This window comes from Longimicrobium sp., from assembly GCF_036280135.1.
GTDB lineage: Bacteria > Gemmatimonadota > Gemmatimonadetes > Longimicrobiales > Longimicrobiaceae > Longimicrobium.
On sequence record NZ_DASURI010000029.1, the window covers coordinates 1 to 2,965 of the forward strand.

2 protein-coding genes are annotated in these 2,965 nt (G+C 73.2%); one reads left to right on the forward strand and one right to left on the reverse strand.

The window, feature by feature from the left end; translation table 11 throughout:
- On the forward strand, positions 1 to 2,244 hold a 2,244-nt coding region (locus VFZ20_RS00910; protein ID WP_329681926.1), incomplete at its 5' end, for an AMP-binding protein.
- A 183-nt stretch (positions 2,245 to 2,427) separates the two neighbouring features.
- On the opposite strand, the gene VFZ20_RS00915 is transcribed toward VFZ20_RS00910, so the two are convergent.
- On the reverse strand, positions 2,428 to 2,965 hold a 538-nt coding region (locus VFZ20_RS00915; RefSeq protein ID WP_329681927.1), incomplete at its 5' end, for a hypothetical protein.

Consider the following 2,965-nt stretch of genomic DNA (forward strand, 5'->3'; position numbering starts at 1 on the left):
GCCGCCTCCCGCGCGTCGCTGGGCGAGATCGACGGAATCGACATCCGCGCCCCCGCCGAGCTGGGCGGCGCCCGTGACGGCGATCCCGCTCCCCTGGTGACCGGGGCGGACCTGGCATACGTCATCTTCACCTCCGGGTCCACGGGCGGGCCCAAGGGCGTGGCCGTCGAGCACCGCGCGTCCGCCGCCATGCTCGCCTGGGCCAAGTATCTGCTCGGCGAGGACCGGACGGCCGTGCTGGGCTCCACGCCCGTCACCTTCGACGTGTCCGTGGGCGAGCTGTTCGGCACGCTGTGCTGCGGGGGGACGGTCGTCCTCGTGGAGAACGCGCTGGCGCCGCTCCCGCCGGGGCGCGCCGTGCTCGCCGCCCCCATGACGCCCACCGCCGCCGCCGAGCTGCTGCGCGAGGGTCGCCTGCCGAGCGGCATCCGCAGCATCCTCCTCGCCGGCGAGGCCGTGCCGCCGCCGCTGGTGAGCGCGCTCGCGGAAGCCGGCGTGCCGCGCGTGGTCAACCTGTGGGGCCCCACGGAGGACACGACGTACTCCACGTTCGCCGAGTTGGAGCCGTTCCACGACCGCGTGGGCATCGGCCGGCCCATCGCGGGTGGGCGCGTCTACGTGCTGGACGATGCCATGCGCCCCGCGGGCATCGGCGCGCCGGGCGAGGTGTGGACGGGGGGCGCGGGCGTGGCGCGCGGCTACGCAGCCCGGCCGGCGCTCACGGCGGACGCGTTCCGCCCGGACCCGCTCGGCCCGCCGGGATCGCGGATGTACCGCACGCGGGACCGCGGCCGCTGGCGCGAGGACGGCACGCTGGAGTACCTCGGGCGGATGGACGCGCAGGTCAAGGTGCGCGGCCACCGCATCGAGCTGGAGGAGGTGGAGCAGGCGCTGGTCGCGCATCCCGCCGTGGCGCACGCCGCCGTGGCCGTCCGGGGAGAGAGCGGCGCCGCGCGCAGGCTCGCCGGCTATCTCGTCGCCCATTCGGATCTGCTGCTGCCCCCGCAGCCGGAGCTGCGCGCGTTCCTGCGCGAGCGGCTGCCGGAGTACATGGTGCCGGCCGTCTTTACCTGGATGGACGCGCTGCCGCGGACGTCCAGCGGCAAGCTGGACCGCCGCGCCCTCCCCGAGCCGGAGGGAGACGACAGGACCGCATACGTGCCGCCTGCGCCGGGGATGGAGGAGCGGCTGGCGGCCGTGTGGCAGGAGGTGCTGGGCGTGGAGCACGTGGGCGCGCACGACGACTTCTTCGACCTGGGGGGCCAGTCCATCCTCGCCGCGCGGCTGACGGCGAAGCTGCGGATCGAGCTGGGGCTGGACGTGCCCGTGGCCATGCTCGTCCAGGCGCCCACGGTGGAGGCCATGGCGCGCGCCCTGGCGGCCGGCGAGCGCGCCGTGCGCCTTCCCCTCGTCCCCCTGCAGACCTTCGGCGAGCGGCCGCCGCTCTTCATGATCCACCCCGCGGGCGGACACGTGGTCTGCTATCGCGGCCTGGCCGTGCTGATGGCGCCGGACCAGCCCGTGTACGGCCTGCAGCCGCGCGGCCTGGAGGACGGCAGGGAGCCGATCGATTCGCTCCCCGAGATGGCGGCGTACTACGTGGAAGCCATCCGCCGCTTTCGTCCGGGCGGCCCGTACCGGCTGGGCGGATGGTCGTTCGGCGGGCTGGTGGCGTGGGAGATGGCGCGGCAGCTGCGCGCGGCGGGCGAGGCGGTGGAGCTGCTGGCCATGCTGGACACGGCGCCGCTGACGGATGAGACCGTCGCCGCCGACCCGCGCGACCCCGCGGAGGTGATGATGCAGACCATCGGCGGATACGCGGGATGGGGCGCGGCCGAGCGCATCCGCATGGACGAGGTGCGCCACCTGCCGCCGGAGCGGATGGTCGTCGCCATGATCCGCCAGGTGGGGGACGAGCGCCTGCTGCCGGAGTCGCGCGCGGAGCTGATCCTGGCGCTCACGCGCGTGCGGAGCGCCAACCTGCGGGCGCAGGCCACGTACGTCCTGCCCCCGTACGACGGCCACCTGACCTACTTTCGCACGGAGGCATCGGCGGAATCGGCGCTGCTGGGCGACGCGCACGCGTTCTGGGAGCTGTGCGCGGAGCGCATCACGGTCGTCCCCGTGACGGGCGACCACGGCACCATCCTGCACGAGCCGCACGTGAACCTCGTCGCCGCGACCCTCCTCTCGCTCGAACCCGCTGAGGATCTTCCTCTACCGACGCCAGAAGCGTCATCCTGAGGGAGCGCCCGCGCGGAATTCATGCGGTACAGGGCCCTGGGCGCGACCGAAGGATCTTGCCCGCGTAAGGTCCTCGCGGCGGCTCCTCAGGATGACGCGGACGCGGGTAATCGGAACCCAACGTGAGAGCCCTCCCGGCGCGCGGCCGGGAGGGCTCTCGTGACATCCAGCGCCGTCCGCTGATCAGCAGCGGGTGCGGTCGTAGATGGTGGTGGTGATGGCGATGTCGCTCACGGCACTGGCAAAGATGCCCGAGAACGCGCAGTGCGACGGCTTGAGCCGGTTGCCCCAGTAGTCCGACGCCACGCTGTCGGCGTACTGGATGATGGAGCTCTTGACCACGGCCACCACCTTGTTGCCCTTGGTGAGGCTGTCGCGCAGCACGCCGTACGCCAGCGTGTTGGTGGCCAGCGCGTCCTTGAGCGCGTACGCCAGGTCGCTGTTGCTGGCGACGCTGCGGCGCGACCAGCGCTTGCCGGCGCTGTTCTGCACCACCACCGTGGCCGCGCCCGTGCTCCACTTGTAGTCCGTGCGCAGCACCGTGGCCAGCGCCGTGCCGATGCGCGAGTCGTCCGTGACCACGCGCTGGATGTAGCCGCTGGTGGTGCGCTCCAGCGTGGGCACCTTGACGTACGTGGTGCTGCCGATGGTGCCCGCCATCGTGTAGTGCAGGGCCCACCAGGGCTGCCGGCTCACGTGCATCACGCACGAGCCCACCGTG